The 25592-nt window shown below is 29.1% G+C and carries 24 protein-coding genes and 2 rRNA genes (1 of these 26 running past the window's edge); 16 read left to right on the top strand and 10 right to left on the bottom strand.

Features of this window, described 5'->3' with window-relative positions:
* Positions 1–2019: ribosomal RNA gene (locus N508_RS02665) — 23S ribosomal RNA — on the top strand; it begins 892 nt to the left of the window's first position.
* A gap of 88 nt (positions 2020–2107) precedes the next feature.
* Positions 2108–2225 (top strand): 5S ribosomal RNA (gene rrf / locus N508_RS02660).
* 1532 nt (positions 2226–3757) lie between these two features.
* Here rrf and N508_RS02655 read toward each other — a convergent pair.
* The 3 genes from N508_RS02655 to N508_RS02645 form a co-directional block, all read right to left on the bottom strand.
* A complete protein-coding gene (locus N508_RS02655) occupies positions 3758–4813 on the bottom strand; it encodes a hypothetical protein (protein WP_023276540.1) in 1056 nt (351 codons plus the stop codon).
* A gap of 15 nt (positions 4814–4828) precedes the next feature.
* On the bottom strand, positions 4829–5788 hold the full coding sequence (locus N508_RS02650; protein WP_023276539.1) for a hypothetical protein: 960 nt from the start codon (positions 5786–5788) through the stop codon (positions 4829–4831).
* Between the two features lie 335 nt (positions 5789–6123).
* A complete protein-coding gene (locus tag N508_RS02645) occupies positions 6124–6993 on the bottom strand; it encodes an alpha/beta fold hydrolase (RefSeq protein WP_023276538.1) in 870 nt (289 codons plus the stop codon).
* A 299-nt stretch (positions 6994–7292) separates the two neighbouring features.
* Here N508_RS02645 and N508_RS02640 point away from each other — a divergent pair, with 299 nt between their 5' ends.
* On the top strand, positions 7293–7751 hold the full coding sequence (locus N508_RS02640) for a GNAT family N-acetyltransferase (protein ID WP_023276537.1): 459 nt from the start codon (positions 7293–7295) through the stop codon (positions 7749–7751).
* Between the two features lie 70 nt (positions 7752–7821).
* Here the strand turns inward: N508_RS02640 and N508_RS02635 are convergent, their stop codons facing one another.
* On the bottom strand, positions 7822–8628 hold the full coding sequence (locus tag N508_RS02635; protein ID WP_023276536.1) for an ATP-binding protein: 807 nt from the start codon (positions 8626–8628) through the stop codon (positions 7822–7824).
* A 72-nt stretch (positions 8629–8700) separates the two neighbouring features.
* Positions 8701–9585, bottom strand: a complete 885-nt coding sequence (locus N508_RS02630) for an IS30 family transposase (RefSeq protein WP_179077821.1) — start codon at positions 9583–9585, stop codon at positions 8701–8703.
* 350 nt (positions 9586–9935) lie between these two features.
* On the opposite strand from N508_RS02630, the gene N508_RS02625 reads away from it, so the two are divergent.
* From N508_RS02625 to N508_RS02570, 12 genes are all read left to right on the top strand, one after another.
* Positions 9936–11126 (top strand): polymorphic toxin type 44 domain-containing protein, encoded by a 1191-nt coding sequence (locus N508_RS02625; RefSeq protein ID WP_251930648.1) that lies wholly within the window; start codon positions 9936–9938, stop codon positions 11124–11126.
* 14 nt (positions 11127–11140) lie between these two features.
* Positions 11141–11365, top strand: coding sequence for a hypothetical protein (locus N508_RS02620; RefSeq protein WP_143815544.1), 225 nt, complete (start codon positions 11141–11143; stop codon positions 11363–11365).
* Positions 11366–11432: 67 nt separating this feature from the next.
* Positions 11433–11846: a hypothetical protein gene (locus tag N508_RS02615; protein WP_040637120.1), complete on the top strand. Its 414-nt coding sequence runs from the start codon at positions 11433–11435 to the stop codon at positions 11844–11846.
* 123 nt (positions 11847–11969) lie between these two features.
* Positions 11970–12398, top strand: a complete 429-nt coding sequence (locus N508_RS02610; protein ID WP_023276532.1) for a polymorphic toxin type 44 domain-containing protein — start codon at positions 11970–11972, stop codon at positions 12396–12398.
* Between the two features lie 220 nt (positions 12399–12618).
* Positions 12619–13110, top strand: a complete 492-nt coding sequence (locus N508_RS02605) for a hypothetical protein (RefSeq protein ID WP_023276530.1) — start codon at positions 12619–12621, stop codon at positions 13108–13110.
* A gap of 100 nt (positions 13111–13210) precedes the next feature.
* Positions 13211–14689: a hypothetical protein gene (locus N508_RS02600; protein WP_023276529.1), complete on the top strand. Its 1479-nt coding sequence runs from the start codon at positions 13211–13213 to the stop codon at positions 14687–14689.
* Between the two features lie 14 nt (positions 14690–14703).
* Positions 14704–15696: a hypothetical protein gene (locus N508_RS02595; RefSeq protein ID WP_023276528.1), complete on the top strand. Its 993-nt coding sequence runs from the start codon at positions 14704–14706 to the stop codon at positions 15694–15696.
* 25 nt (positions 15697–15721) lie between these two features.
* Complete coding sequence (locus N508_RS02590; protein WP_251930646.1) at positions 15722–16954, top strand: polymorphic toxin type 44 domain-containing protein; 1233 nt, start codon at positions 15722–15724, stop codon at positions 16952–16954.
* 228 nt (positions 16955–17182) lie between these two features.
* Positions 17183–17659 carry a hypothetical protein gene (locus N508_RS02585; protein WP_023276524.1) on the top strand — a complete coding sequence of 159 codons (477 nt, stop codon included), beginning with the start codon at positions 17183–17185 and terminating at the stop codon, positions 17657–17659.
* 104 nt (positions 17660–17763) lie between these two features.
* Positions 17764–17937, top strand: a complete 174-nt coding sequence (locus N508_RS02580) for a hypothetical protein (protein ID WP_023276523.1) — start codon at positions 17764–17766, stop codon at positions 17935–17937.
* 341 nt (positions 17938–18278) lie between these two features.
* Positions 18279–18725, top strand: a complete 447-nt coding sequence (locus N508_RS02575) for a hypothetical protein (protein ID WP_023276521.1) — start codon at positions 18279–18281, stop codon at positions 18723–18725.
* A gap of 112 nt (positions 18726–18837) precedes the next feature.
* Positions 18838–19029, top strand: a complete 192-nt coding sequence (locus N508_RS02570) for a hypothetical protein (RefSeq protein ID WP_023276520.1) — start codon at positions 18838–18840, stop codon at positions 19027–19029.
* Positions 19030–19075: 46 nt separating this feature from the next.
* Here N508_RS02570 and tssG read toward each other — a convergent pair whose 3' ends face one another.
* The 5 genes from tssG to tssB are packed head-to-tail and all read right to left on the bottom strand — an operon-like array spanning position 19076 to position 24151.
* Positions 19076–19999: a type VI secretion system baseplate subunit TssG gene (tssG, locus tag N508_RS02565; protein ID WP_023276519.1), complete on the bottom strand. Its 924-nt coding sequence runs from the start codon at positions 19997–19999 to the stop codon at positions 19076–19078.
* Complete coding sequence (gene tssF / locus N508_RS02560; protein ID WP_023276518.1) at positions 19996–21735, bottom strand: type VI secretion system baseplate subunit TssF; 1740 nt, start codon at positions 21733–21735, stop codon at positions 19996–19998. Before tssF ends, tssG begins: the two co-directional genes overlap by 4 nt.
* Entirely contained in the window at positions 21735–22127 is a 393-nt protein-coding gene (locus N508_RS02555) for a GPW/gp25 family protein (RefSeq protein ID WP_023276517.1), read from the bottom strand. The genes tssF and N508_RS02555 overlap by 1 nt, the downstream gene beginning before the upstream one ends.
* A 54-nt stretch (positions 22128–22181) precedes the next feature.
* Positions 22182–23645, bottom strand: a complete 1464-nt coding sequence (tssC, locus tag N508_RS02550) for a type VI secretion system contractile sheath large subunit (RefSeq protein ID WP_023276516.1) — start codon at positions 23643–23645, stop codon at positions 22182–22184.
* A gap of 11 nt (positions 23646–23656) precedes the next feature.
* Positions 23657–24151: a type VI secretion system contractile sheath small subunit gene (gene tssB, locus N508_RS02545; RefSeq protein ID WP_023276515.1), complete on the bottom strand. Its 495-nt coding sequence runs from the start codon at positions 24149–24151 to the stop codon at positions 23657–23659.
* A gap of 134 nt (positions 24152–24285) precedes the next feature.
* Here tssB and N508_RS02540 point away from each other — a divergent pair, with 134 nt between their 5' ends.
* Positions 24286–25587: a type VI secretion system domain-containing protein gene (locus N508_RS02540; protein WP_023276514.1), complete on the top strand. Its 1302-nt coding sequence runs from the start codon at positions 24286–24288 to the stop codon at positions 25585–25587.
* Positions 25588–25592: the final 5 nt, after the last annotated feature.

The raw sequence follows: 25592 nt of genomic DNA, 5'->3' as shown, positions 1-25592 counted from the left end.
GGCTAGGGGGCATACCGCTTACCGAACCCATACAAACTCCGAATACGGAAGAGAATATATCAGCAGTGAGACTACGGGTGAGAAGATCCGTGGTCGAGAGGGTAAGAGCCCGGACCGTCAGCTAAGGTCCCTAAATATACACTAAGTGGTAAAGGATGTGGAAATGGAGAAACAGCCAGGAGGTTGGCTTAGAAGCAGCCATCCTTTAAAGAAAGCGTAACAGCTCACTGGTCTAGCGTTTCTGCGCCGAAGATATAACGGGGCTAAGTGTATTACCGAAGCTACGGACTGTGTAAGATTATTATACAGTGGTAGGGGAGCATTCTGTTCAGCGGAGAAGCCGAACCGTAAGGTTTAGTGGAGCGTACAGAAGAGAGAATGTAGGCATGAGTAGCGATAAAACGGGTGAGAAACCCGTTCGCCGTAAACCTAAGGTTTCCACCGGCAGGGTAATCCGCGGTGGGTTAGTCGGTCCCTAAGACGAGTCCGAAAGGGGTAGTTGATGGGAAACAGGTCAATATTCCTGTACCGGCATAAATCGTTTAACGATGGGGTGACGGAGAAGGTTAGGTGAGCAGATTTATGGATTAGTCTGTTTAAGTATGTAGGCAGACTGTGCAGGCAAATCCGCACAGTTAATGACCCGAGATACGAGCACGAGCTGGTTAACCCCAGCGAAGTCATTGATACCACGCTTCCGAGAAAAACCTCTAAGTAGATATTATGTTGACCGTACCGCAAACCGACACAGGTAGGTGAGGAGAGAATCCTAAGGCGTATGAGATAAGTTCACTTAAGGAACTCGGCAAATTACTACCGTAACTTCGGGATAAGGTAGGCTCTGAGTATGTGAATCTATTTACTAGAGGAGCAGAAAAGAGTTGCAGATGAGAGGCCCAGGCGACTGTTTAACAAAAACATAGCACTCTGCAAATTCGTAAGAAGAAGTATAGGGTGTGACGCCTGCCCGGTGCTGGAAGGTTAATAGGATGGGTGCGAGCTCAGAATTGAAGCCCCAGTAAACGGCGGCCGTAACTATAACGGTCCTAAGGTAGCGAAATTCCTTGTCAGGTAAGTTCTGACCTGCACGAATGGCGTAACGATCTGGGCGCTGTCTCAAGTGAATACTCAGCGAAATTGCAGCAGCGGTGAAAATGCCGCTTAACCGCAGCGGGACGGAAAGACCCCGTGAACCTTTACTATAACTTGGCAGTGATATTTGGTACATAATGTGTAGGATAGGTGGGAAACATAGAAGCGTGTGCGCCAGCATGTGTGGAGTTGCCCTTGAAATACCACCCTTTGTGTGCTGACTATCTAACCTGGCCGCTTTGTAAGCGGAGGGACATTGCCAGGCGGGTAGTTTGACTGGGGCGGTCGCCTCCTAAAGAGTAACGGAGGCGCGCGAAGGTGCCCTCAGGTTGGTTGGACACCAACTGTCGAGTGCAAAAGCATAAGGGCGCTTAACTGTGAGACTGACGGGTCGAGCAGGTTGGAAACAAGGCTTTAGTGATCCGGTGATTCCAAGTGGAAGGGTCATCGCTCAACGGATAAAAGGTACTCCGGGGATAACAGGCTGATCTCCTCCAAGAGTTCACATCGACGAGGAGGTTTGGCACCTCGATGTCGGCTCATCACATCCTGGGGCTGTAGCAGGTCCCAAGGGTTCGGCTGTTCGCCGATTAAAGTGGTACGCGAGCTGGGTTCAGAACGTCGTGAGACAGTTCGGTCCTTATCCGCTGTGGTCGTAAGAAATTTGAGAAGGTTTGCCCCTAGTACGAGAGGACCGGGGTGAACGGACCTCTGGTGTGTGGATTGTTCCCCAAGAGCATAGTCCAGTAGCCACGTTCGGAACGGATAACCGCTGAAAGCATCTAAGCGGGAAGCCGGCTTCAAGATAAGATTTCTCAGAACATAAGTTCGTAAGACTCCATGTAGACTACATGGTTGATAGGTTGGAGGTGTAAGTGTCGTGAGGCATTGAGCTGACCAATACTAATAAGTCGAGGGCTTGACTTTTATACCTATAAAGTGGTTGTTACTCTATACTCCTTTTACTTAATTCTTATTTAAATGAATATTGGTTGGAATAATAAATTAAATCTGCTTTGGTGGTCATAGAGGGAAAGTAACACCTGTTCCCATACCGAACACAGCAGTGAAGGGTCCCATCGCCAAATGTACTTAGTGAAGATAACACTTGGGAGAATAGGTCGCCGCCAAAGCTTAAAGATATAAGAGCTGTCTATATTGTAATAGACAGCTCTTTTTTTATGCTTTAAAGGCGGCCTGAAAATGCACAGGAAGTGCATTCTTTAGTGACTGCGGGAGAATTTATTTCGACCAAAGGATAAATAAAAAATCTAGGATTGATTTTTTATTATTGATTAACAAATTGCCGCCAAAGCTTAAAGATATAAGAGCTGTCTATATTACAATAGACAGCTCTTTTTTTATGCTTTAAAGGCGGCCTAAAAATGCACAGGAAGTGCATTCTTTAGTGACTGCGGGAGAATTCATTTCGACCAAAGGATAAATAAAAAATCTAGGATTGATTTTTTATTATTGATTAACAAATTGCCGCCAAAGCTTAAAGATATAAGAGCTGTCTATATTATAATAGACAGCTCTTTTTTTATAATTTATATTTATCTTTTTAGTTTATACATCATTGTTTGAAAAATTTATTCAAGTATATACTATAAAGAAGTGCATCATTAAATTTAATCAGTCTAACAGTATCAGATATTATTAATACACAGCATTTGTCATTATGAGCGGAGCGAATAATCTATTAAAACTTTTATCTTTTAATATTGATTAAAACTGTATTATTTATATTTTCTTAAATTATATAACAGGTAGATACTTATTGCAGTTCGCAAGGTCTAGATACTTCGCCTTTGGCCAGTAAGACTTGGTTTGCCAATTATTATTTATGACTACTAAATTTGCATAAAAAGGCAGTGCATTCAGTTAAACAGTATTATATATTATTACTACACAGCATTAATATGCAGCATTTGTCATTATGAGCGGAGCAAATAATCTATTAAAACTTTTATATTTCAATATTGATTAAACCTGCATTATTTATATTTTCTTAAATTATATAACAGGTAGATAATTATTGCAGTTCATAATGTCTGAATACTTCGCCTTTGGCTCAGTAAGACTTGGTTTGTCAAATATTATTTATAGCTGCTGAACTTGTATAAAAAGGCAGTGTATTCATTTCAGCAGTATAATATATCATCAATACACAGCATTTGTTATTATGAGCGGAGCGAATAATCTATTAAAACTTTTATCTTTTAATATTGATTAAATCTGAATTATTTATATTTTCTTAAATTATAATACAGGTAGATACTTATTGCAGTTTAATCATTTCAGCTATCAAAAAACAGATAATTAAATATATTATATACTATTGCAATATAGGTTTCAGATTTTTCGCCTTTAAAATCAGGCTCAAAATGACTTATGGTGTGCAAACTGTATGGACTTACATTGTTACAGGAAAAAGAAAATTATTTAGTGGCTTAGTACAAAATTTTTGGGTAAGTTCATTCAGATTTTTTGGTAAGTTTAGTAATAAAATAATCTATATCATTAATCATTAAGTAGCTTTTTATTATTTTTTATCATTGGTAGTGAATATTATTATATCTAATAAAAAAACAGCCTTAAATCTTTTACAGATATAAGGCTGTATATGAATTATATTTCTATAATTTAAGCTGTTTATGATTATTTAATAATTAATATAAGGTATATCATCAAGTTTTTTTACTGGTATTCCACCTGCCATACCTTGTTTTATAATTTTTAATCTCATTGACACTTCATTATTATTATTATTACCAAATTTCATATCAGTAAAATTAGGATTTTTTGGTTTAAAATCAATTTCCGTTGTTCTTACATTTTTATTTGATTCAGAAGCTAATCCTAACAGACCTACTTGTTGAAAAATATTTTCTAATTTAAAATCATTATCAAGTTTAAGCTCATATTCTATATTTTTTAAATAAATATTTTTTGACTGCTCTTCTGTTTTTAAAAAGCATTGTTTAAGAGTCTCAGTTTTTATTTGCACTTTTATTTCAAGCGGTAAATCAACATAGTTTGGTAATCTATTTAAAGATGGAGTTGCAACCATTTCACCTGCAAAATCTTGACCACCAATATATTCATTACTATTACATGTCAGTTTCTCTATTCTATAATAACCAACATATTTTAATGCACCATTTACACTGGCACAACTTTCATCACCATTTTCAATAGTTGGGTCACATAACTCTGGTGTTTTATAAAACACATTGTTTACATTTGTCATATTGTCAAAGGATAATATATCATTATCATATTTTTGCAGAGAATTAATAGTATATGTATATTTATTATCTTTAAATACAATAGGAGTGTTTAGAGTAATAGTTCTATTATCTTTTATTTGATATTGCTCTAATTTAGTATAATCTTTTTCACTTGTTTTATACCCTGAATCATTATTATACCCATTGTATAATAGGTCATAATTATATTCTAAACTACCATTTGGACTGAGTTTAAGCTGTATATACCCATCCATATATGATGTATACATACTGTTTGTATTAGCAATTTTTAATGCATTAACCATATATTTACCAATAAAAGTATGTGAATTGTTTTCATCAATAGGTGTATAATTAAGTTTTTGTGCAGGTTTTGGGTCTGGAACATATTGTTCTTCAAATGCACATCCATATATAAATGAAACTGCTATCTGTAAAGCTAATATTAATAATATATTTTTTTTCATAGTATTCCCCTGTATTTAGAAATTGGCTTGCAATGCAACCATTGCTGTAAATCGTGTTAAAAATCCAAACTCTGTAACTATATCAAAATATCTAATTGGTGAAAATATTATCCCCGCATTAACTGTCCAAGGAGAAGCATATTGTGCATTAGCTCTATATTTTGATGTTATTGTAACTGGTGTTGTTGTGCCATCTATTGTCCCTGCAGGTAATGTTACAGTGTATTGTCCTTGAACTTCATTACCCATAGGCATATACATATACTGAGCACCAAAAGAAAAACCTACTTTCATATCTTTTGGCAGTGGAACACTGAGCCCTAATCTTGCACCTACTATTAGAGATTCTATTGATTTCGTTGTCATATTTGAAAAAGACCATGCATAATTTGCATTTATAACAGCAAAAGGAACAACCTGACCTAATCTTAAACCATAACTTGCAGCAACACCAATAGCACCAGTATCTGCTTTAACTTTTAAAGCCTGATCTAATTTGTAACCATTTGACATTACACCGGGAATACCATCTACAACAGCAGTAAATTTACTTGTAACATCTGTATGGATATACACACCAAATACAGATAAAAATGGAAGTATATTTACACCAGCTCTTAAACCATAAGAGTTTGTTTCAACTTTTGCATTATACATTCCTACTGGTTGAGCATTATTTTCTGTTACACCATAGAAACCCCACCCTACAGCATTTGTAATATCCTGCGGTATTTCCATGTGATAATAAATTGCTGAGACAAAAAAAGGCTTTGGTGGTCTTATACCATTAGCTCTTGCCTGCTTTCCTAATATTGGAAGATAATCTTCTACAATATGTGCTCTATCAATTGGAGCAGGGCGTTTTTTTGCAGTAACAGCAGTATCTGATGTGTTCTGCTGCTCTTGAGCAAAAGATACATTAGTAAATGAAAAAGCAAATGCTAATGTGATAAGTAAAACTGTGATTTTTTTCATACTATAAAAACCTCATAAAAATATTTTTTTACAATAAAAAACATTAAAATGGTAGCTTATTTTATGTGTTATGTCAATGTAAAATCTAAAAACGATTGCACCAATTGTAAAGAATATATTATAGGTTGTAGTTTTATAATCTAGATACTTCGCTTATAAATCAAGCTCAGTAAGACATTGAAGCAGGCTCAGTAATACATAATTGAGACTTACCCAAAATTTTTAGACTAAGCCATTAAATAACTTTTTTTCCTATAACAGTATTACAAAATTATAATATTTTTTAGTGGTTATCAGCTGCTAATTTAAATATTTACTGTAATATAATAATTTGGTTATTTTTCTATAAAATCAAGCACATCTTTATAAACCTGCTCTTTATCTACTTCATTAAGAACTTCATGAAGCATATCTTTATAAACTATATTTTCTATATTTTTATAACCTGCTTTTTTCAGTGTTAAAATGCTGTCTGAAATACCTTTTTCACTTTTTGTAACAGGGTCTTTTTCACCAGTAATACTTAATATTTTTAGTTCTGGATTTTGGCATTTATATGCTTTTATATTATGCAGTTCTTTCATTCCTTTAAAAATATTAATAATTGATACATTCATATATTTATATCCTGTGCAGAAAGGGTCTGATTTATATTGTGCCATAGTTTCAGGGTTTGAGCATACCCATGAAATATTATCATTATCTGCAATACTCTGCAGGATTATACTGCTGCTTTTTTCGCCTTTTAAAGTATTGATTACTTTACCAAGCAAAAGTCCAATATTTACAAACATATTATAAGCAACAGTGCCGCTTAAAATCAGCTTTGAGATTTCAGCATCATAGTTTTGCAGATATGTTCGTGCAATCATTGAGCCGTAAGAGTGACCGAGCATATATAATGGAGTATTTTCATATTTTGATTTTATATATTTTGTAATTTCATACTGGTCTTTTACAAGTAAATGAATATCTGCCATATATCCTAATGGATAATCATCATTAATAGAATATCCATGTCCTCTGTTATCAGACATAAATACAGCATATCCATTATCTTTAAGATATGCAGCAAAATCATAATATCTTTTTTTATGCTCTTTTAAACCGTGGACTATCTGCACAACTGCTTTTGGATTATTAATATCTGCAGAAGCCATGCTTAATTTAAGATTATCAAATGTATTAATGGAAAATTCATTCATAAATTTACCCCCAGTTTTATATGGTAATATTATAGTATTATTTAAGAAAAAAGAAATATTAAAATTTATAATTTAACTGCTTTTATACTATAAATACTAAATAATACTGCATTACTTCTATTTTTTAGCTTTAAGTTAGAGCATTAATATAAAAAGAATCATAATCTTTTTATCAATTCAAATAAATTAATAAAAAACTCTTTTAATATTTAAAAAAGCTGTTATTATATATATATTCTAGAAATTGCGAACTGGTTTATACAGTATTACTATATATATTAAAGTTCTGGCGGTATGTTATGATAATTACAAATATTGATATTAATGATTTAGAAAGTATTTTTTCCATACAAGAAAGCGTGTTTAAAGAAGAACCGCTTTTAACAGGGCTTGAATATTTTAAACATATTACATCTCGTGATGACTTAAAAGTATATTTTGAAAAGTATGATTTTTTAAAAGCAGTAGATGATGACGGCTCTATATCAGGATTAATATGTGCAAGTGAAAATAATAATACATTATATATTATGGCTGTTGTGGTAAAAAAAGAAAAACGAAATAAAGGGATAGGCAGGAAGCTTGTTTTTGCTGTGGAACACCTTTATTCTGGTATCCGCTGCGAAATACAAACACCAGAGACTATGCCTAAAAATTCAGCCTTTTATGAAAGTATGGGATACAGTATTTATAAAAAAGAAAATAATGCAAATGGAGAGCAGATTATTACTTTTGCAAAATTAATAGAAGCACATTAAAGCTGCTGTTGAAATATTAAATTAATTAGTAAATATGATGATTGAATATTAATGACTGCAAAATAAATGATTATTGTAATATTTTGATAAGTGTAACTTCATTGCCTTTTTCATTGTATTTGATTTTTGAAAAATACATTCGTGTAATAAATATACCCCTGCCATGTAGTTTTAACAGGCATTCTTTATCAGTGGGGTCTGGCAGTTTTGTTGTATCAAATCCTTTGCCTTGGTCTGTGATAGTAACGGTTAAAATATTATCTCTTATATCAATATTAATGTGGGTAGTTCTTTCTGCCATAGTTTTATTACTAAGCCTTTCGTTTAAAAGGTCATAATAAGTGCCTTCCTCTGTAGCTTTAAATTTTTCATCTGCAGTGATTTCTAAATTGCCATGCTCAATAGAGTTGGTAAGCATTTCAGATATTCCTACACGCATCTTTTCAAGTTCAGAACATTTAAAAAACAGCAGAAATTCTGCTGTCATAGCATATACAAGCCTGTCTATATTAAAAAAATCGTTAGATATTGTATATTCTTTATGGAAAACATTAGGCATAAGTGCAGTATAATAGTTTGTAAGTAAAGCACCATGAAGAATAATATCTACTAAAAGGCGTAAGTGAATATGGTTAAAACACTCTTTTAAGCAGTATACATGATTAGGCATTTTATCGTTTGTAATAACACATGTTTTACCTGCTGTAGAAAATGCTTCTGCTAAATCTTTTTGGTCAGTAATGATAACAATAAATGGCTCGCTGTCAAGCTCTTCAAGAGAAGAGATAACATGAATAGCAATCTTTTCTTCCTGACAAAAAGATTCTAGTCTTTCTAAAAATGCTTTATTTTTGATACATACTATTATTCTTTTCATAACTACTTTACTCTACCATACCTATTAAAAAAATCAATATAAAATTATAATATTTAACAAAAATTGTAAAATCTAAAAACGATTGCAACATTTTAAGCAGTTGTTTAAGTTCTCATAAAATATATCATTAGCCGATTTATAATTAAATAATTTTCTAGGATAATTATTCATCCAGTCTTGTATTTTTTTAATATAAGCAGCTGAAAAGTTTTTAATATCAGTTTTCTTTTTAATAAATTTCCTTATAAGTTTATTATTATTCTCATTACTTCCCCTCTCCCAAGAGCAATAAGGGTGAGCATAATAAATAGTTGTTCGTTTAGATACTTTATCATACACTGATTTTTCTAAACCTGCCATATCTAAAAATTCTACACCATTATCTACTGTTATGCTCTTAAATATTAAGCTGAATTTATCTTTATACTTTCTTTCTAACTTATCTAATGCTGCTATTATACTTTTCTGTGTTTTATTTCTTAATTTGATTATTATTTCAAACCGTGATACTCGTTCTGTAAGCACCAGTAAGGCTGATTTACTGCCTTGTTTGCCCACCACTGTATCCATCTCCCAATTGCCATATAGTCGCTCTTTCAGTTCAAATGGTCGTTCGTCTATACTTCTGCCGCGTGTATTATTATAGGCTGTTCGTGGATTACTTTTACATTGTTTAGTATATTTTCTATATTCTATACTTTCTAATAGTCCTAATGATATATAGTTATATATTGTTTGGGTACTTATTGTTGATATACACTGATGCCTTAACTCTCCAGATATAACATCTGGGGAATACTTCTCATCTAACTTACTCTGTATATAGTCTAATAAGCCATATTCAATGTTATATTGTAATTTCCTACCTGTTTTACTCATTAAACCTTGCCTTATATTTAGAGAATAGTATGCACTATATTCTTTCCTTACACTCAAGTCACTGTTGAGAAATTCCACTGTCCCTCGCTTTATTTCTCGGTATATCGTGCTTTTAGACCTGCATAATATCTACGCTATTTCCAACACACTAACTTTGGATTTCAACAGACCTTCTAATTTATAACACTCAAATGCATTTAAGTGTTTATTTTTACGATTTTTTGGTGTAGTATCCATTTGTGGTTGTTACCTCTCTTACTCTATTTTTTGGCTAAAAAATATTATTTTATTTAAAGAGTTTTAACAACCACTTTTTTATTTATTCACTTTTTCGCAATCGTTTTTAGATTTTACCCCAGCTGCATCAAAATCAAGAGGTAATAATAGTAATTGCATCATATAATAAATCATTAATATTTCTTAAAGGTTTGAAAGGATATAATTTTTATATAATCTTTCCTGATAAAAAACCGATATTTAATAAGCTTTACTTATCAGAAAAATATACATCCTATTATGGCAGGTCATTATATGTTATCAATGTTGAAAATGAAGCAGAATATTTATACAATAAAGACCCAGAATTAGGCTTGAAATGTAATCCAAAAGATGATAATATTAGAAAACTATATACTTTTGGTATAAAAATAGAAGCCGACAATTATGATAATAATTTCAACCATTTTTCATATGGTATAGCAGGTTTGAAATGGTTAAAAATCACTATACGAACAGATTTAAAATCAAATTACAAGAAAGAAGATGATAATAATAGAGAAATATGGGAATTATCGTTAAAAGAAGCCTGCAAAGAAATAATAGATAAATATAAAAATAATCCATTAGATATAGATTTTGCATCCTTTAGCACAGATAAAATAGAAGTTACAGGTAATGTGAGTGTTATAGCAGCATCTAATAGTGAAGTAAAAAAAGCATGCGATTTAAAAGAATATAGGTATCAAGGAAGTATTGTATATAATAAAGATAAAAATATTTATTATTATGTGCTAAATAATAGCGAGCAGGAATGTGCAGTTATCTTATGTCCATTTATAGATAATCCTGTATTAAAACAAGGTAAATATATTCAGCTTGGTTTTGATGCTGTTGATGTAGGAAACTATATGGCAAGAGAAATTGAAAATAATTTATTGCATTTACAGTGTTCAGATTATGTACTTACATACTGGAAAGTTGATACAGATAACTGTTGGGACCATAAGTGGCAATTATCAGCTTTATTTCCAAGTATGGGCTTATCAAGGCGTTATCATCATGTATATAGAGATAAAGAAATCCCATATGATGTATGGGCAAATATACATTTTGGAGTGATTGGTAGTAAAATAAACCCTTCTGACTTTATATTATTAAAAGGTGCTGGAACTGAACAAGTTATTTCAGATATTAAGAAATATAAGAACAATATTAATATAAAAGATACCACTATAAGACTTTTAGAAATGAGTGGTGATTACGGAGATAATGAAGGTGATATAGAAGCTATTAAAATAGGTATTCAAGTCTCAAAAAATTATGAAATAAAAACAGTTGATATTATTGCTAATCAGATACTAATTATTTTACAAACATATAGTAGAACACAAAGAAGGTGATTATGTATAGAATTATGAAAAAAATATTAATTATTTTTTATACATTTTTAATACCGCTACCTATTATTACTATTATAATGATTAGTATTATATATGATTTACAATATAACAATAGTAATATAGCAGAGACAGTATTCATGGGAATATTTGTTTATATAGCATTTTTACTAAATATTGTTGTATTTATTGTTCATGTAGTTCAGGATGTAGTATTATTAATTATTTTATTAGGTTCATAGTATGGAATACATAAGTATATTAAAGAAATTTTTATGTTGGATATTAGTATTTTGGATTCCTGTTAATATGTTATTAATTCTTATGTATTTTGTTTTTACAGTAGATTTACCAATTTCAGAAAAGAAAGTTAAATTTTTAAATAAGATGCTTAAAGAAATAGAGTATTCATATCATAATCAATATGATAACAAAACATTTTATAAGGATAGAGCATTTGAGATAATGTCATATGATAAATATCTTCAATTTAATCCAGGAACTAATCATTTGTGTAACTTTACAAGTAAAGCTATTGTAAAGTTAAAGGTTTCTGTGGGTAACCGTATATTATATAGAGATACTACTGATAAATGCTGCTATGGGTATTATGAAGTAACATATAATTCTATTGATAATACAGCATTGTGTATATATATTGAAAGTTCAGATGGTATAAATATTGATTTAAGTAGAACAAAAATTATAAAGAAAGTAAGATAAGCTTTATGAAACATATTGAAAAACTAATAATCACTCATTAAGAAAAGTAAGCTTATATTATAAAAAAAATTAAACTTATTTTGTAAATATTTATTATAAGAAAAGAGGGATAATTGTTGTAGTATGTTTTATGAAGCAGTTAAAACAGATAGTTTTTGGGACCATAAGTGGCAGTTATCAGCCTTATTTCCAAGTATGGGTTTATCAAGGCGTTATCATCATGTATATATAGATAAAGAAATCCCATATGATGCTTGGTCAAATATACATTTTGGTGTAATAGGTAAATACTGTCGTTTTAGTGAAAACACATTATTAGTTGGAGCAGATGTGGCTCAGAAGTGGTCTAATAGAGGATTTTCTAAAATAGAACAAAAGCAATGGCTTAAAGGCGATACTATATGCGATAAAGTGGCTATAAAATTAGGTTTCTCTATATATGATGAATGCATAAAAGGCATTTTAATAAATGCTTATAATATATTATCATATGTAGTTAATGATAATGTTTTTAAATATTATTTTCAAAATGGAGAGTGTCCAGATGAATAAAATAAAGAATTTTTTTCGTTCAATGTTATTTCAGATATACTATATTCTATTTATATTCATTATTACATCTGATGTCTTATATATAGGTATGTCACTATTTTTCTATACCGATGTAAAAGAATTTATCGTTGGTTTATTAAGCTCTTATATTGCAGTATATGTTGGTAGTATAATTTATATTTATTACAATTTTATTTTATTATTTTGAATGGAGATATATATGCAAAATAGCAAAAAAATAATAGTGAAAATTTTATTTTTAATTATTGCGGTTCCTCCATCAATTTTATTTTGGGGTATTATAATTCTATCTGTAACTAATTCAAATATTAATTTTGGTCCCCACCTTTCTGAACAAACAGTGTTAAGCTTATGTGATAATTTATCTAATTTAGCAATAACAGGTAATTCAAATTTTAAAGATAATAGATTTCATTTAGTATTTTGTGATAATCAAAATAAATCAGGTTGTTTTTATAATTTATTCCGAAATAAAGCCATTGCCTATATTCAATATAAAAATATTTTTTCAATGCCTGTTGATTTTTATCGAATAAAATTTTATTATGATACCATTGATAATTGCACTAAATATTACGAAATATCATATAATCCAAAGTTAAATAAGGCATTGTGTATAGATGGAAACATATCAAGAAGAAACCCCTTTAGTGCAAAGATAATAATGACAAATAAACAAATCTTTTATTAAATTAGTTAGATGAAATGAAATTTTTAATCAGTTAGATATAATCTTAACAAGTTTAGAAGAAGCATTAAATGATGAAAATATAAATGATAGATTATAATATATGTATGTAAATAAAACAGGAGAAATATTTGAAAGCAAAATAAGCAATGGCAGAGCATCCTTTTATTATAACCCAGAAGAAACAAACAGTAACCAGAAAGTATTGTTTTCTTTTAATAAGGCAGATTTTGCAAGTAAAAAGGCAGCTAACAGCAAAAGTTTAGATTTTATGCTGATAAATAAGACAGACAGGAAAAATAAAAAAGCAGAAAGAACTTTTACGATAAATAGGGGAGATATACCACAAGATATAATATCTGGAATTGAATTATATAATATAGAAGAAATAGCAGCAAGTAAAGTTAATAGATTAAGTTTAGAGCATAAATTTAAAGCATATAGTAATGTAGAAGATACAAATAAAATAAAATGGGGCTATATGTTATTAAATAACAGGGAATTAAAATCTTTATCAAATATTACAGTTTTAAAACCCTCAATTAAGCTTTATGAGAAATTTCACCATCTATCAGAGACTGGAGAGATAATATCAATAATTCCAAATAAAATATTATCCAAAGATGAAGTAAAACAAATAGAGAACAATAATTATGTATTTGTTCCTATCCCATATTTTAATATTAATTATATAGATATTAGAAATTTTAATAATAATATAAATGGTATAAAAATACTTAATGATGCTATAATAGAAAAAATAACACCATTAAATTTTTATTTTATAGTTTATGATTTTGGCAGAGAAGGTTTTTTGGTTAGGTATACATATAAAACAACGGAGAATGCCATTAAGTATCATAGTAAAGGTGAGTTAGTTGGAATTAAAACAGACTTAAAAGTATTTCCTGAGAAATATGGTTTATATGCAGTTAGTCCAGAATCTGGCAATAGTATTGTTAGTCATGTAAGGGGAACCGCTAAAAATAGTCAATATGTTTCTGCATCAACATTATCAAACGGTGCAGAGAGATTTAATATAAATGGCATTAGCAAAAAATTATATATTGATATTAATAAATTAAAACAGTCAGGAGCAACACTTATTTCTACAGAAGAAATTTCAGAAGCTTTTATTGATGCTAATAAAAAGTTAATGAATAAAAATAAAGTTGATATACATGCTGTTATACGAAATAACGACACAAGACATAAAGCAATAGTTGACCAAGAAGTTCTTATTAAAGGTGCAGATAAAAAATCTAGAAATGCAGTAATGTTACCAAAGCAATATGGTGCAGGTACGATAACAAAGAATATGTTGTTCCCACTTTCTATAGTTGTTACAGTTTCGGAATTATCATCTGCAACCATGCAATCTATGGAAAGTAATTCTGTAAAACCACTTAAGAAAGAATTAACTAAACAGGTTAATGGATGGGGCTGTGCATGGATTGGTGCAAAAATAGGAGCATCTATAGGATCAGGCATACCATTTGCTGGAACAGGAATAGGAGGAATAGCTGGTTCTCTCGTTAGTGGCTTGTTTGGTTATTATGGAACAGAATATTTTATTGATTAATAAGGATAGTATAAATGGAAAAAATATATTTAAAATTCAATAAGATTATCCATAAAATTAAATTAAATTTTGCAAAAATGCTTATAATTTATCTTGTATTATATTTTTTATGGAACTTGCCTACAATTATTTCCAAATTGACTGCAAACAAAGTATATATCTTCACTACAGTTAGTTTTGGTTTTATCGTTATATTTTGTGTATTTATCATTATTCTAATAATTTTTAACATAGCAGATAAGATAAAATATTCTATAAAACAAATAAAAATATATGGTGTAAGATTTAAACGATATAAACCATATATATATACTGACATTGATGAATATCCAAAAGTATATCTTTTTAAGGTAGCATGCTTATATAGATATAATAGAATTATCATAACAGATAAGTTTTTAGATACAGGCATAAATATAGTAAATATAATAAAAAGATATATTCCAGAAGCGAATGATAAATTATTATCTAATGTTTTATCATACATAAATACTTATCATAAAAAGCGTATGAATAAAGATGCAGGCATAGAACGAGGTAAAATGCAGTTAAAGTTTGAAAATCAAGATACAGTCTTGTTTTTAGCAGTATATCAGATTTATGGTTATGGAGATATAGAAAGAACTTATGAAATGCAGCAAGTATATGAAATAATAACCAATAATAATGAGTTGTTACATGCTGTAAAAGAGTTAAAATTATCATCAATATTTTTATATGAAGTTCCACTGCCATGGGATCCTGATTATGTAGAAATAAAAGATGAAGAAAGTGATGAATTATATAAACTAAAATATCAGACAATAGAAGAATTATTTTGCGAATTAGATAAAGCAGGATATGAAAGATGGAAAGAATATGTATTAAATTTCTTTAATGAATTTGATAAATTAAGCATAGAAAAAGCGAAAGAGTTTTTAAAATTAACGGATTATGAAGTTCCAGAAGAATGGTATGATATATTAATGAATAAAAAATACTCAAAATATACAGAAAAATATAAATAAATATCTATATGATAAACCATACTATATGTATGTAAATAAAACAGGAGAAATATTTGAGAGCAAAATAAGCAATGGCAGGTCATTATATGTTATCAATGTTGAAAATGAAGCAGAATATTTATACAATAAAGACCCAGAATTATGCTTGAAAGGTAATCCAAAAGATGATAATATTAGAAAACTATATACTTTTGGTATAAAAATAGAAGCCGACAATTATGATAATAATTTCAACTATTTTTCATATGGTATAGCAGGTTTGAAATGGTTAAAAATAAACATTACAACAGCCTTAAAAGTAAAAGAAACAGATGACAATAAGAAAGAGAAAGAATTATCATTAAAAGAAGCCTGTAAAGAAATAATAGATAAATATAAAAATAATCCGTTAGAAATAGATTTTGCATCCTTTAGCACAGATAAAATAGAAGTTACTGGTAATGTTAGTATTATAGCAGCATCTAATAGTGAAGTAAAAAAAGCATGCGATTTAAAAGAATATAGGTATCAAGGAAGTATCGTATATAATAAAGATAAAAATATTTATTATTATGTGCTAAATAATAGCGAGCAGGAATGTGCAGTTATCTTATGCCCATTTATAGAAAGGGCAGTATTAGAACAAGGCAAATATATTCAACTTGGCTTTGATGCTGTTGATGTAGCAAATTATATGGCAGGGGAAATTGAAAATAATTTGAAGAGTACACAAGCTCAAGATATTAAGAGTATTTTACATCAATATGAATCTAAAAGTAGTTTATTTATTAAAAATATGCTTAATAGTTCTAATGAATTAATTATAAATTATAAAGATAAAAATGATGATGCTGATATTTATTTTGGTAAATGTGTTGAGCCTAATAGTATATGGGACCATAAGTGGCAGTTATCAGCCTTATTTCCAAGTATGGGTTTATCAAGACGCTACCATCATATATATAATAATATTGATATTTTTTATGATACTTGGTCAAATATTCATTTTGGTTTTATAGGAACTTATGTTGGTTATAGTCAGGAAAAATTATTAAATGGGGCAGGGGAAGCACAAAAAATATCTGATCAACACTTGATTGGTAAAATAATATATTTGGCTTTAGGCTATCGTACTAATTATGTGAATGGTGCTAAATATGATAACGATATAGATGGTCATTTGATATGCAAGGGTGTTGAATTATTCTTGACTAAAAATAGCAATATTACAGCACATGATTTATTAAATGCAGTTAGTAATGCTTATAAAAGGTTTTAAAAATGACATATTTTAAAATAGGTTATGATAAACTACTCTATATATTTAATACTATATGTAATATTATTTTTATTTTATTACTATTAATTTATATTATTTTTGGATTTGCTAGTGTGTATTTTGCATTATTTGGAGTTGTAGATATATTGTTTTTAGGAATAAAAGATGTGTTTTATATATTTAAAAATTTAATTGAAATAATTTTCTATTTTATAGCAGGTGTATAAAATGGATAGCTATGATAAGTTTGAACGAGTAATTTTAAAAATAGAGCAAAATTTAACATATGTTTTAAAAAAAGTAATGAGTCCTAAATATATTTTAATTAAAATATGCTTTATTATTATAATATTTGCAAATTTATTCTGGGAATTTGAAAACTGGCAGAATGATGGTATTTTTCCATTAAATTTTATTTTACATTTAGTTCCTACAATACATGATGAAGATGCATTAGAATTAAAAAGATTACTTATGTTAAATTTAAATAAAGATGTATATTACAAAAACTTTTGTATATATAACCAAAACAGTCCTGTTTATTTGCATAATGATGGAAGATATTATAAATGGGTATATATAAATGTAAAAAAATGTCAACATGGTTATTATAAAGTAACTTATGATAATGGAAAAGCTTTATGTGTACTTACAAAATATAGTAACATATATTATGCTCCATGGGGTGCAGAAATAGTAAAATGAGCCTATTAAAAACAATAGTTTAAGATGTATGGTCAAATATTCATTTTGGTGTAATATGAAAATACTGTCGTTTTAGCGAAAATACATTATTAGTTGGAGCAGATGTGGCTCAAATAAAAGATACTTTTAAACCAGATACAGACGAAGATAAAAAAGTAATAACCGTTGGCTGTAATTTATATGAAAACTATACTATTAAACATGTGAAAATAAATGTTAATCATTTAATAAGTAAAATAATAAAATATCGGCTTTATTATATTAATGGAGAACATTAAAAATGAAATTCCCTATGCCAAAAAATAAATATCATAGATTTTTAATAATTATAAATATTTTTTGTATTATATTACTATTTTTTGACTATATGTTTACTATAAGTATTGCTAGCAGTAAACCAAGTTTTTATGATTTGCTTATTGCACCATTTTCTTTTTTATACTATAAGTTCTGGATATTTTAATGCTTAAATTAAATATTTCTAAATCCATAAGGAATATATTGATAAATCTTGTTTTGTTATTTATACCTTTTTATACCCTGCTAGTAATAAATATATATATATACTTTCAGCAATATCTATACATTTCCAGCAATATCTGAAGAAACAGTTAAAGGTATGTATGATTTATGTAAAGAAATAGAAAATAATAAACAAGAATATCATGACGGAGAGTATGTGTCTTTTTATAAAGTAGGTGATAAAATAATTACTGAAATTAATAATGATATATATGATAAAAATAAACAATTTAAATCTTTTAACCCATATAAGACATATTTTATATTGCGTGATTCTAATGCAGGATTGCTGTATTATGAAACGGGGAAAATACAAGGTAAGGTTTTTCTTAAACTTGCTTATAAATATTTTTATAATAATAAATATAGAACACAAAAATATGTTCCATATTTTTATGTAGATAATATATCTAACTGTATATCTTATTATAAAGTTACTTATCACTCAACAGATAATACAGCATTGTGTATTATGTATGATAAATCTGAAAATTATATACTTTTTAATCCCTTTAGTGCAGAGATAATAAGGACAAATAAATAAATCTTTTATTAAATTAGTTAGATGAAATGAAATTTTTAATCAGTTAGATATAATCTTAACAAGTTTAGATGAAACATTAAACGAAGAATATATAAATGATAAGCCATATTATATGTATGTAAATAAAACAGGAGAAATATTTGAAAGCAAAATAAGCAATGGCAGAACATCCTTTTATTATAACCCAGAAGAAACAAACAGTAACCAGAAAGTATTGTTTTCTTTTAATAAGGCAGATTTTGCAAGTAAAAAAGCAGCTAACAGTAAAAGTTTAGATTTTATGCTGATAAATAAGACAGATTAGTGCAAAAATAATACGAAATAATTAGGCATTATTTTATAACTATACTTTATTCATTAAGTGGTATTTGCATAATATAGCTTGAGCTTTTAGATTGTCCTAGTGTAGAGCCCCAGCCTAGACGGACACCAGTTTTGCCTAATTTTAAAGCCATTTTTGATTTATATTTGATTTTTAGATATAAGTCTATTGCAAATTCATTATTTGTAAGAAAAGCTATACTGTTTTTAAGCATTTTAAATTTAGAGCCAGTGGGAAAGAAATTAAGGGCTTCGTCATATTCAAGATTATCTATTAATATGCCTATTTTTGTTTGATAAGAACATACACTTTTGCCAATGATAAAGTTTTTTCCAAGCTGACAGTTTTTAATGCCAAGATAATTCTGCTGAGAAGATATTACAGGGATATGATGTGGAAGATTTTCAATAATTGTAAGCCTGTCTTTTAGATTAAATGTTATCTGTAATATTCTTTCTATCTGCTTTTTAGGTCGTCTTAAATTAACTATTAATGGAGCAAATGGCAGGTAAGTTTTTGCTGTATCTTTATTTTTAATACCTAAAAATGATAACAGTATATTAGAAATATTATCATCTAGATTATAGTTAAATGATTTTGCATAACTACCCATAGATACTACATCATAAAATATCCATGTTATATAATTATTAAAGAAATCAAACAATAAGCTCCATCCATCACCGCCATCATCATTTAAAGCTAGTTTTTCTAATATATAGCTTGGCAGTTGGGAAGAAGATCCTTGAATACCTAAAAAGTTTATCATTACTTCAAGAGTAAGTTTTTCTGCTCCCTGTTGTTTTCTATCAATAGTAGTTATACTCTCTATTTCTTTATTAGGATGCCCAAGTGATGAGTTTGTTCTAAACAGTATATCATCTCTTTGATAATTTTTAAGAAGATTTTTAACAGTTTTATAGAAATATTTATACTGTAAATTACTGCTCATATATTAGATTTCCTGCCTTCTGTTGGGAAGTAATCTAACACTGTATTAGCTGTAATACAATTTATTTGCAGTTCACAAAAAGAGTTAATAGAGGCGAAAGATGAAAAAAACTTAGCAAGGATTAATCCTAGTCTATAAACTTCTCCTATACAGTAAAATAATGAATCATCTATATCAATAATACACAATGTGCCCTTTTTAGGGATACCATTTATCATTCTATAAACAGTTTTTGATTTTATATTTTTTACAGCATCACGAAGTTTTTCTGATACATTATCATTTTTTCCAAGTGTAAAATCATAAGCATGAAGCACAGCTAAAAAAGATGTTCTGTTTGTCATAGTTTGGTAATTAAGTGATAATACCGATACAAGTTTCCATAAAATAGTGCCATCTACTGCTGCTTTATAAAGTTTTGTAGGAAGTGTAATATTTGTTGTAGATATATTTTGATTATCAAATCTGTTAATATCTCCAATCTGTAATTCTTCAGGTAAAGTTCCATTACAGCATAATGCATTTACAGATATTGTTTCATGGTCATTTGACATTAATATGGAACTGTCATACAGTGTAAGATATGTATATTCATCACCGTTAATATCTTTTTTTCTTGAAGTGGTAAAAAAATCTGGCATATCATCTTCTCTTAAAAACTCAAATCGTTCAAAATTATTATAATTTTTCAAATATCTTTTACCACGAACGCTGGTGCTGCTGAATACTGATATAACTTCTAGTATATTATAATATTTATCATAAGTTTTGCTTATAGAAAGCCTGAAACCATCTTTATTTATATCATTTTTCATTGGCACTGTTGATGTTTCAAAAAGATTTATAACAGGTGTAATACCAAAGCTAAAATGGTCTGCACGAGGTATGCAGAATGAAGGCAGATTTTTTGTAAAAATAAATTTTATTATAAAACTTTTACCATTAAAATATTTTAGCATATCAAGTTTGTCTATTGTTACCATATTAAACTTATCTGGTATAAAAAAATATTCCTGCATTAGTGAAAATGCTTCTATGCCAGTGTTTCTTCTAGCAAATATACTTTCTTTATCATCAAAACCCATAGTGTTTAAATTCTGCACAGGCAGTCTGTATTCTTCATTATTATCAGGATTAATAATAATTATTTCATGAAGATAGTTAAAAAACCACATTAAAAGTGAGGTGGCTAAATAAATATCACTGCCTAGATATAAATTTAATTTTGTAATATTCATATCAGAAATATTTGCATCATCTTTATATGACTCTATTCTTAAAGACATACTTTGAAATTTACTTATGCTTTGCAGCAATACATCAGTAATCTTTATCGGGTATAAATATAAGTCATATACGGTAGTAAACTGGCAGGATACATTATTTATCTGTTTTGCAAATACATTAGCACCTTTTGGTATTATCAGACTGTTTATTTCAGCATTGCTGTTTAAATTAAATTCCTGCATACACATAGCTGGTATAGATGCAGTATAGTTAGGTGCAATAATATTTATAAGTGATTCTGCAATAGAAGGAATATTTTGGTCTAATTCCATTTTTATTTTAGATGTAAGTATTGCAAAATTTTCTATCAGCCTTTCAATATCAGGATCTTTACTTGTGTTAGATAAAAATGGTGCAAGTTTTGGAAACCGCTCTATAAACTGCTGTCTTGCTTTTGCAAGTTCATCTATTTCTTTATGATAATATAATATATGACTGTTGTTATTCATCAAATAACCTCACAATACCTGTTATTTGAAAAATCAATTATAATATGAAACTCATTAAATTTATCATTTAATAAATGGCACTGTAAATCAATAGATAGTTTCCACGGCATATTGCTGTTATCATAGCTGGCAGATGTAACTATAACTCTTTTTTCATATTCATAAATTAAATTTTCTATTTTTGATATGATTGCATTACATAACTCACTAGATTCAATAGAATGATTATTTTCATTATTAAACCCTGAGTTTGTGATACTCATACAGTCATCAGGATTTGTATTAAGCAGTGCTTCTATATTCTTTTTAATTTCTGTAATTTTATCATTTCTATATTCAATGCCATTATACTGGTCATCAAGTTTATGCACTATTTTATCAATAAAGCCCATAATATACCTGTAAAAAGCAGGTATATAAAAATCTCATATACCTGCCTTTTAAATTTATTCTTTATCTAGTTTACCTACAAGAGAGAGTTCAAAATTAGCTCCCATATATTTAAAGTGAGGTCTAGCATTAAGCTGCACTCTATACCATCCTGGTTCACCCGGAATATCTGTAACGGTAACGGTTGCCCCCCTGAATGGTCTTCTGCTTCTAACTTCTGCTGGTGGATTTTCTTGGTCTGAAATATACTGTTTTAACCATTCATTTAATCCTCTTTCTGTATCCTGCCTTTCTTTCCAGCTGCCTATTTCTTCCCGTTGCAGCACTTTTAAATAGTGAGCCATACGAGAGATTAAAAATAAATACGGCAGTTGAGTTCCAAGCCTGAAATTAGTTTCAGCTTCTTTGCCCTCTGGTGTATTTGGGAAAATTTTTGGTTTAAGTGCAGAGTTTGCAGAGAAAAATGAAGCATTATTACTGCCACGCCTTAGTGTCAATGCTATAAAACCATTTTCAGAAAGTTCATATTCTCTTCTATCTGTAATTAAGACTTCTGTTGGTATTTTTGACTGCATACTTCCAAAACTTTCATAAAAATATACAGGTAAATCTTTTACTTCACCGCCACTTCTAGGACCTATAATACTTCCGCACCATCTATATTTTGCAAAACTTTCAGTTAATCTTGTAGCAAGCAGGTAAGCACAGTTACCCCATACAAGATGGTCATGGGATGCACTAACATCTTCTGTATAATTAAAAGATTTAATAGGGTTGTTTTCCATATCATAAGGGGAGCGGGTTAAATATCTTGTAACCAAAAGCCCTGTATATTTGGCATCTTCATTTTCTCTAAAAGAACGCCACCTTGCATACTGAGGACCATCAAGAAGTCCTTTTAAATCTTGAATAGTAGGCATTTCTGTATAGTCTTTTAAGCCAAAGAATTTAGAATCCATAGAAGTAAGGAAAGGGGCATGGCTCATAGCAGCAATAGCAGACATTTTATTTAAAAAAGTCATATCAGGGCTTGCATAAGTCAGGCTGTAATCCCCAATAATTGCACCAACTGGCTCTCCTCCAAACTGACCATATTCTGATGAATATATATGTTTATAAAGTGTCGTTTGAGTAATATCTGGATTTAGCTCAAAATCTTCTAATGCTTCTTCTTTTGTAACATTAAATAAGTCTATTTTAATATTTTCATTAAAATCTGTTCTTTCTACAAGTGTATATAACCCTCGCCATGTTGCTTCAAGTTTTTGGAATTCTTTGTTATGCAGAATTTCATCCATTTGTTCAGATATAACATCATCAATATGGGCTATCATTTCATCAAGGGCAAATTTATTGACTTTTTCTTCAGCATTATCGCTTTTAACAATTTGAGTAATAAATTCTGCTACACCCTGTTTTGCGATAGGGTAGCTTTCGTCATGTATGGAAAATTTACTTTTACCCATAATCTCTTCTATTATAGGTGTTTCAATAATAACTTCCGTTTTGTTTTCAGACATATTATATACCTCTACTCATTATTGTTTTTTTTACTTTTAGCAATTTCCAACATAAGCTGTTCTTTCTTTTCAGCATCGCTTAATATGGCAAGCAGTTTTTTTCTAAATTCAGGCACATTACCCATAGGCCCTTTTAATGCAGTGAGAGCTTCTCTTAAAGCCATAAGTTTTTGCAGTTCTGGCACTTGTTTAACAATATTATCAGGAGAAAAATCTGTCATACTTTTAATATTTAAATTGATACTCATTTCATCAGCATCAGGGCTTATTGTATTTTTTACATTGAAGTTTGTAGTAATACCCATTTGCTCCATTACTTTATTAAAGTTTACCTTATTGATAGAAACAGGTTCTCTTTCTTCAAGTGGGATATTATTAGTATCACTAGTAAAATTAGACATAACCATAAGTTTTAATGGTAATTCCACATCAGCAGCAGCACCATTAGTCTTTGCTTTATAGGAAATATTAATCCGCTCTTTTGGAGCATTTGATCCGTCAGACATCTTATTCCTCCTAATTGTTTTTTAGTTAACTTATACCAAAAAAGTTTTTTTTTCAATTGAAAAAATGGAAAATACACTATATAATACATCTTATTATGTTTTATCATAAATATTATTAGTAATTGGTTGGATCGGTGTCAGATATAATAGTGTATGCAGATGAAATAGTAGATATCCAAGATGATGTTCATTATACAGAAATGTATAATGAATTAAGTAAATATAAAACTCTATCTCACAGTGAAATAGATTGGCATAAAGTTTATACAAATAGTCTTGATTTACTCAAAAAATCACTTGATACAAGAGTATTTAGAGGTTTTATATTAGGAGTAATATCCATCAATACTAATGATGTATTTATAAAACTTAATGAAGTGATTAATCATTATCATGCACTATGGTCTAATGTATATAAAAAGTATGCTGAAGAAAATAGTAAACAGGCAAAAATTCAGAATAAATTTTTTACAGATACGCTTAATGAGCTGATAGAAGCAAATAATACATATAAAGTAAATATACCGACAGAAATTGTTTTAAATATTAATGCTGTAATTGACGATTTTAATAACAACTTAAATACTAATTTTCAATTAATGATAGTTCCTGCTAAAAAGGAAGATAAACCTAGTGAAAACATAAGCCAAAATAATACATTAAGCATTTCAACAAAATCCATAGAGAGTATGGATACAAGAGAGTATAGAGAATATTTTTTCTCATTAGGTCGTAAACTTTTGGAAAAAGATATATTAAATATTGCTGGGTATTCTCTTTTTTGGGAAGGTGTATGGGGCAGAATCACTCAAGAAGTGCCACATAAAAATAATATTACAGCAGTAAGGTATCCAGAACATAATACAATAGAGATAATAAAAAATATAAGTGAATATACAAGTGGAAATATAATCCGAGCATTATCAAACTTATTATTAAATCCATTTTGGTTTGAAGGGTATAAAATATTTATAGATTATTCTAATAAAGTAAATCAACATACTATAGCTTCCCATATAAAATCATTAGCTTGTTTACAATTAACCAAATTTGAATGGATTACTAAACTTCATTTTTCTAATAATGAATCATTTTGTTCTAGAAGTCTTTATAATTTTTTTAATGATAATCAGCCACATTATAGAGTAGAAGTAGTAACAGAACCCAGCAAACCAGTCAAACATAAGAAAGAGAATTTAGATACAAAATCATTAAAAGCACGATTGAATATAATAAACAATGAGCTTGATAACAGTATAAAATCAAGAGTTAATGGTCTGATTAGTTTAGCAGAAACTATGCATGCAAATGGTTTAGATAATAGTGCTGATATATTATATATTGAAGTCATTAATCTTATGGAAACTACCTTACTTAAAGACTATTTAATAGAAGAATATACAAATATAAAAGAACAACAGCATATAGATAAATAAAAAAG

This window comes from Mucispirillum schaedleri ASF457, assembly GCF_000487995.2.
GTDB lineage: Bacteria > Chrysiogenota > Deferribacteres > Deferribacterales > Mucispirillaceae > Mucispirillum > Mucispirillum schaedleri.
Note: the sequence above shows the minus strand (reverse complement) of the source record. Positions and strands in the feature narration are given on the sequence as shown.